The 1013-nt window shown below is 71.5% G+C and carries 1 protein-coding gene; it reads left to right on the top strand.

What is annotated here, in order from left to right; genetic code table 11:
* Window positions 1-1013, top strand: a 1013-nt coding sequence (locus tag ACLBXP_RS25210; RefSeq protein ID WP_447670582.1) for a DNA translocase FtsK, incomplete at both ends; no start/stop codon positions are given.

The raw sequence follows: 1013 nt of genomic DNA, 5'->3' as shown, positions 1-1013 counted from the left end.
CCCCGCCGAGGCGCCGGCCCGCTCCCGGGTCGCGCCGCCGGCGGCCGCCCCGGTGCCGGCCCGCCGGCCCGCGCCGCCGCCCCTCGACCCGGCCGATTACGAGCACCCCGCCCTGGAGCTGCTGGCCGAGCCCCGCGGCCCCTCGCAGGCGAGCGTCGTCTCGGCCGACGCGCTGGAGCAGAACGCGACGCTCCTCGAGGCGACGCTCGGCGATTTCGGGGTGCGGGGCGACATCCTGGCCGTGCGGCCGGGCCCCGTCGTCACCCTCTACGAGCTGGAGCCGGCCCCCGGCACCAAGTCGAGCCGCGTGATCTCGCTGGCCGACGACATCGCCCGCTCGATGTCCGCCGTCTCGGCCCGCGTCGCCGTGGTACCCGGCCGCAACGCCATCGGCATCGAGCTGCCGAACGCGCGGCGCGAGACCGTGTACCTGCGCGAATTGCTGGCCTCGAACGACTTCGCGGAGACCAAGCAGAAGCTCGCCCTGTGCCTGGGCAAGAACATCGGCGGCGAGCCGATCATCGCCGACCTCGCCCGCATGCCCCACCTGCTGGTGGCCGGCACCACCGGCTCGGGCAAGTCGGTGGCCATCAACACCATGATCCTCTCGCTCCTCTACCGGCTGAGCCCTGAGGAGTGCCGGCTGATCATGGTCGATCCGAAGATGCTGGAGCTGTCGGTCTACGACGGCATCCCGCACCTCCTCTCCCCCGTCGTCACCGACCCCAAGAAGGCGGTGATCGCCCTCAAGTGGGCGGTGCGCGAGATGGAGGAGCGCTACAAGAAGATGTCGAAGGTCGGCGTGCGCAACATCGACGGCTTCAACGCGCGCCTCGCCGAGGCCCGGTCCCGCGGGGAGGTGCTGACCCGGACCGTGCAGACCGGGTTCGACCGTCACACCGGGGAGGCGGTGTACGAGCAGGAGGAGATGGACCTCTCGGCGCTGCCCTACATCGTGATCGTGGTCGACGAGATGGCCGACCTGATGATGGTGGCCGGCAAGGAGATCGAGG

Source organism: Methylobacterium sp. A54F, assembly GCF_053346035.1.
The sequence above is the reverse complement of the archived record's forward strand: the minus strand, read 5'-3'. Positions and strand labels throughout refer to the sequence as shown.